General features: G+C 42.2%; 7 protein-coding genes. All 7 read right to left on the minus strand.

The annotated features are described in order from the left end of the window. Positions 1 to 35: 35 nt before the first annotated feature. Positions 36 to 452 (minus strand): type VII toxin-antitoxin system HepT family RNase toxin, encoded by a 417-nt coding sequence (gene hepT, locus V7L97_RS10965; protein ID WP_333655938.1) that lies wholly within the window; start codon positions 450 to 452, stop codon positions 36 to 38. Then, on the minus strand, positions 452 to 889 hold the full coding sequence (locus tag V7L97_RS10970; protein WP_333655939.1) for a nucleotidyltransferase domain-containing protein: 438 nt from the start codon (positions 887 to 889) through the stop codon (positions 452 to 454). The genes hepT and V7L97_RS10970 overlap by 1 nt, the downstream gene beginning before the upstream one ends. A 52-nt stretch (positions 890 to 941) precedes the next feature. Next, positions 942 to 2,240, minus strand: coding sequence for a dihydroorotase (locus V7L97_RS10975; protein WP_333655941.1), 1,299 nt, complete (start codon positions 2,238 to 2,240; stop codon positions 942 to 944). Next, positions 2,233 to 3,147 (minus strand): aspartate carbamoyltransferase catalytic subunit, encoded by a 915-nt coding sequence (locus V7L97_RS10980; protein ID WP_333655944.1) that lies wholly within the window; start codon positions 3,145 to 3,147, stop codon positions 2,233 to 2,235. The genes V7L97_RS10975 and V7L97_RS10980 overlap by 8 nt, the downstream gene beginning before the upstream one ends. 3 nt (positions 3,148 to 3,150) lie before the next feature. Further along, a complete protein-coding gene (gene pyrR, locus V7L97_RS10985) occupies positions 3,151 to 3,684 on the minus strand; it encodes a bifunctional pyr operon transcriptional regulator/uracil phosphoribosyltransferase PyrR (RefSeq protein WP_442891825.1) in 534 nt (177 codons plus the stop codon). 155 nt (positions 3,685 to 3,839) lie between these two features. Beyond that, entirely contained in the window at positions 3,840 to 4,415 is a 576-nt protein-coding gene (locus V7L97_RS10990) for a type I restriction enzyme HsdR N-terminal domain-containing protein (RefSeq protein WP_333655948.1), read from the minus strand. A gap of 95 nt (positions 4,416 to 4,510) precedes the next feature. Beyond that, positions 4,511 to 5,035: a DUF2155 domain-containing protein gene (locus V7L97_RS10995; protein ID WP_333655950.1), complete on the minus strand. Its 525-nt coding sequence runs from the start codon at positions 5,033 to 5,035 to the stop codon at positions 4,511 to 4,513. Between the last annotated feature and the right edge of the window lie 74 nt (positions 5,036 to 5,109).

Genomic DNA, 5,109 nt, shown 5'->3' on the forward strand with positions numbered 1-5,109 from the left:
CAAATAATTTTCTTCATAACTATTATCCACCTCGCTTATTCTTTTACAATATCTTCAAGCTCTTGTACGAACTTTTCAAAACAATCTATCTCATTAAGCTTATCATATACCCGCTCATCATCAACTTTTATATAATGATGAACAAGCAGGTTCCTGAATTTTGCCATATTTGCCATGCACCTTAATGTTTCTTCATTAAATTTGCCTGTCTCGCTAAGAAGCTCAAAACAATTACCATAATCCGATGGAGCCTTTTTAAGCAGTTTGGCTGTAAGGTAGTAACACAGATCTATAGCTGCCTGTCCTGCTATTATAAAGCAATATTTTGTATCCCTGATGCCGACAGGCGAAGACAAAAAGCTTTGTCTGTCAAGCCGTGCATAATTTTTAAGATTATCAAGAGAAACCTTTATCTCAGATATATATGCTGTTACTCTGTCCCTGTCTATCATCAGGCTGTTATTATCTCCTCAAGAATATGTCTGCTTGTAATAGCATGATCATTATATAAAGACCATGCCTTTGTAACAAAATCAGTCCACAAGTCTTCATCTCTAATAAAAAGCAATTCGCCTTGTGTAATTTTAAATACGAGATTTAATGGGGCATTATTCAATATAACCACATCAACAGGATATTTTTTCATCAGTGATTCAAGTTTTAATGAAAGATTTATCGAGTAATCCATAAATTTATTGACCGGCACAGCGCTTTCATCTACAAAAACCCCTATGTCTATATCCCTGAAAAAAGGCATTTCATGGTCAACAAAAGAGCCGTAAACATAGGCAAATACAATCTCCTTGTGTTTTAAAAGTTCAGACTTAACAATAAAGATCAACCTCTCTCTATCTTCAATCGGGATAGTGTATGTCTTAAAGCTATTCATCTATCCTCCATTGAATTTACATGCACAAGCGGAAATACTATGTTCTATCAAATTAACTCCTCCAATCGTAAATCTTTCCCTTGCATATTGTTATCACAGGCATCCCCTTCAGCGTCCATCCATCAAACGGCGTATTCTTGCCTTTTGACAAGAAATTTTCGGACTCGACCTTAAACTCTCTATTCATGTCCACGATCGTAATATCCGCATAATTGTCAACTTTCAAAGTTCCTGCGTTTATGCCTAAAATCTTGGCAGGAGCAAATGTTATCTTCTCAACGAGCTGCGACATGGTCAAAACACCTTCATGTACGAGCCTCAGGCACAAAGAAAGTGCCGTCTCAAAGCCAGATATACCTGAAGGTGACTTATCGAATTCCTGAAGCTTTTCATCCCTGTGGTGGGGAGCATGGTCTGTGGCTATTACATCTATTGTACCGTCCCTTAATCCCTCCTTTATCGCATCCACATCCCTTTGCGTCCTTAAAGGGGGATTTACCTTGGCATTTGTATTGTAACCCTTCACAGCATCCTCTGTAATTGTAAAGTAATGGGGGCATGTCTCTGCAGTCACCTTTACACCCCTTTCCTTTGCCTGCCTTAGAAGTCTTACAGAGCCTTCTGTTGATACATGGGCAATGTGAAGCCTGCCACCGGTAAGCTCTGAGAGGATAATATCCCTTGCAACCATTGCATCTTCTGACGCATATGGAATTCCCCTTAGCCCCATCTGTGCCGATAGCCTCCCTTCATTCATTACACCGCCCTCGGAAAGGCTCATGTCCTCGCAATGGGAAATAATGGGCACATTCAATACCCTTGAGTATTCCAGAGCCCTTCTCATTATAAGGCTGCTCGTAACAGGCCTTCCATCGTCAGAAAATGCAACACAGCCCGCCTCATGCATCATTGTCATCTCGGCCAGTTCCTCACCCTTTTGTCCCTTTGTAATAGCCCCTATGGGATATACATAGCATGAGCCTTCGGCATATGTCTTTCTGAGTATAAATTCCGTAACTGTCTTATTGTCATTAACCGGATTTGTATTTGGCATGCAGCAGACAGAGGTAATTCCTCCCTTTACAGCAGCCATTGTACCTGTCTTGATTGTTTCCTTATATTCAAAGCCAGGCTCCCTTAAATGGACATGCATATCAACAAGGCCGGGGAATATATAAAGTCCAGCGGCATCAATAGTTCGTAAAGATTCTTTTTCTTTATGTCTGACTTCTGACTTCTGACTTCTGACTTCTGTTATTTTCCCATCCTCGATCAGTATATCTCCTACCTCATCAATCCCTTGAGACGGGTCTACTATATGTCCGTTTTTTATAAGAATTGCATCAGGCATTTTCGCTTCTCCCGCTCAGTAAATACATGACAGCCATTCTAACAGCAAGTCCGTTTGTCACCTGCTCGAGGATTATGGACTGCTTCGAGTCCGCCACATCAGAGCTTATTTCTATGCCCCTGTTCATCGGCCCGGGGTGCATTACTACTGCATCTTTTTTTGCAAGTTTGAGCCTTCTTATGTCCAGTCCCCAGTTTTTGAAATATTCCAGAGTGGATGGAAAAAAGCCCCTTCCCTGTCTTTCCATCTGGATCCTCAGCATCATAATCACATCGGAATCCTTAAGCCCCTCGTCCATTTCATAAAAGACCTCAACATTATGGTCCGTCATGTCGGGGATAAGGGTCGGAGGGCCTATGAGCCTGATGTTTACACCGAATTTTGAAAGAAGGTATATATTCGACTTTGCCACCCTGCTGTGAAGTATATCTCCAACTATTGCGATCTTAAGCCCTTCAAGGCTGCCCTTCTTTTCAATAATGCTGAAGGCATCGAGAAGCGCCTGTGTGGGGTGTTCGTTTATACCGTCTCCGGCATTAATGACAGAGGCATTTACATTTCGTGCAATGAAATGCGGTGTTCCGCTCGACGAATGCCTCATTACAATAAAATCCACGCCGTATGCCTCGATTGTCTTGATGGTATCAAAGAGACTCTCTCCCTTGACAACGCTGCTCGTCGGCACAGAGAAATTCAGCACGTCCGTGCTAAGCCTCTTTTCTGCCAGTTCAAATGATGTCCGGGTCCTCGTTGACGGCTCAAAAAAGAGGTTTACAACAGTCTTGCCCCTCAGGGCAGGAACCTTTTTAATATCCCTCTTTAAAATATCCTTGAACGACGATGCCGTATTGAGTATTAACTCAATTTCATTTCTTGATAATTCCTTTATTCCGACTAAATCCTTCATGCCTTATGTCTGCAACAATACCCTGTCTTCAAGTCCCTCTTCCTCAAGCTGAACCTCGATGCTCTCCGACATCGAGGTGGGAATATTCTTACCCACGTAATCAGCCCTGATGGGCAATTCCCTGTGACCCCTGTCTATGAGCACAGCAAGCTGTATCTGGGCAGGCCTCCCGAAATCCATCAATGCATCCATGGCAGCCCTTATAGAGCGGCCTGTGAACAGGACGTCATCCACGAGGACTATTTTTTTATCGGTTATATCGCAGGGTATTTCGGTCTTTCTGACAACGGGCTGCTCCTTTCTTATCCCTATATCATCCCTGTAAAGGGATATATCGAGGGAGCCTACTGTAATATCCACATTCTCGATGTCCTTTATCCTGTTTGCAAGCCTTTTTGCGAGATGGACGCCTCCACGCTGTATTCCAACAATGCAGAGGTTTTCTGTGCCCTTGTTCTTTTCGATAATCTCATGGGCGATCCTCGAAATTATCCTCTCCATGTCTTTTTTATTTAAAAGTTCTTTCATCATGCCCATAAAAAAAGCCTTCCCCTGTCTTCAGGGGAAGGCATATTGTTTCGTATATGTGTTTCACAATGTCTCCTTACCTTTTTAGCCTCACAGGGCTATCTTTAAAGGCGATACTATTAAACCACAGATTATTTAAATTGTCAAAAAATAATTTTCGGTATCTATACACCACCGAGATCTGTAGAGCACTGAATAGCGTCAAAGGCATAAAGGATCCTCTTTTCCTTTTCTGCCCTCTCTATCGGATATGGAGAAAATGATTTTTCCTTAATAACCTTCATTGCATCGGTTTTGGACGGTATTGAATCGAGGCCTTCAGATATTAATCTGCCTCCAATAACATCCAGTATCCGCGCGCTTTCGCTGTCTGTCACGACTGCATACGGTATCTGGTATGACTCAACAACACGGCTAAAGGCTATGGAGTGCCTCTCCCACGATTCAAGGGAATTCATAACACATTTGATAACGCAAAATATCTTTCCGTCTATTTTCAGGATAATATCTGCCCTTGCATTAAAAGAGGCATCCGGAAGATTTACCTTAAAATCTCTGTTTGCTTCGATATCTGCATTAGCATAGCCCTTTTGAGAGGTCAGGAAATCAATAACCCTCCTCTGAACCTGCGCAAGCTCAATATGTGAGAGATATTCCTCCATCTCGACCCTCCTGGCTAACAATTCCTTTCTTTCCTCAGGGCTTGTGGGGATTTTGCCTAATGGAATATAAGTCGACATATATAACTACAGGTAGAGGTAAAGGTTAAGGTAAAGTGTTGCAGACATTTATTTTTTACTTTTCTTTACCTTTACCTCTACCTTTGCCTGTTTTTCTATCTTTTCACTCCTTCTTTCAGAGTAAGTCCGTACTTTTCATGCTCGAACGGATGAATGGCCGGAAACTTTGAATAGAGCCATCCTTTGAAGATAGTCTTTCCATTCTCGAACACCTCGACCCTCACTGCCGGATTGTTGGGCATATCGCTTGCCGATGTGATTGTGGCCTCATCCATTCTAAAGTCAGGGAGGAACTCGCCGACAACTATCCTCAGATTGGTATTTGGCACTTTAAACTCGGAACCGACATTCACTGTATATTCGCTGCTCTTTTTAGACGCCTTGTCTTCGATTGCTAATTTTACTTTATTCCATTTGGCCTTGACACTATCCGGCACTAAAATCTTTTTCTCTACTTTTGGTCCAGCAGTTCCGTGAGGAGCCATCGAGGGCTGCATGGGTATTGACATTGGAGCCTGCTGCATCGGTGTTTTTGGGACAGGCTGTTCTTCTTTTTTCTTGCACCCGACAACAATTACCGATAACACAAGTCCGACAGCGATAACCTTCATAGTTTTCATAATCTGACCCTCCAATTCTTTTATTTTTTACTTCTTACTTTTTACTTCTCACTTATTACTTATAATTCTGGCGG

It is taken from the genome of Dissulfurispira sp. (genome assembly GCF_036745535.1).
Taxonomy (GTDB): domain Bacteria; phylum Nitrospirota; class Thermodesulfovibrionia; order Thermodesulfovibrionales; family Dissulfurispiraceae; genus Dissulfurispira.

Coding starts and splice junctions, on each gene's coding strand:
- pyrR (WP_442891825.1), bottom strand. CDS start 3,684: ATGGGCATGATGAAAGAACTTTTAAATAAAAAAGACATGGAGAGGATA.
- hepT (WP_333655938.1), bottom strand. CDS start 452: ATGATAGACAGGGACAGAGTAACAGCATATATATCTGAGATAAAGGTT.
- V7L97_RS10990 (WP_333655948.1), bottom strand. CDS start 4,415: ATGTCGACTTATATTCCATTAGGCAAAATCCCCACAAGCCCTGAGGAA.
- V7L97_RS10975 (WP_333655941.1), bottom strand. CDS start 2,240: ATGCCTGATGCAATTCTTATAAAAAACGGACATATAGTAGACCCGTCT.
- V7L97_RS10970 (WP_333655939.1), bottom strand. CDS start 889: ATGAATAGCTTTAAGACATACACTATCCCGATTGAAGATAGAGAGAGG.
- V7L97_RS10980 (WP_333655944.1), bottom strand. CDS start 3,147: ATGAAGGATTTAGTCGGAATAAAGGAATTATCAAGAAATGAAATTGAG.
- V7L97_RS10995 (WP_333655950.1), bottom strand. CDS start 5,035: ATGAAAACTATGAAGGTTATCGCTGTCGGACTTGTGTTATCGGTAATT.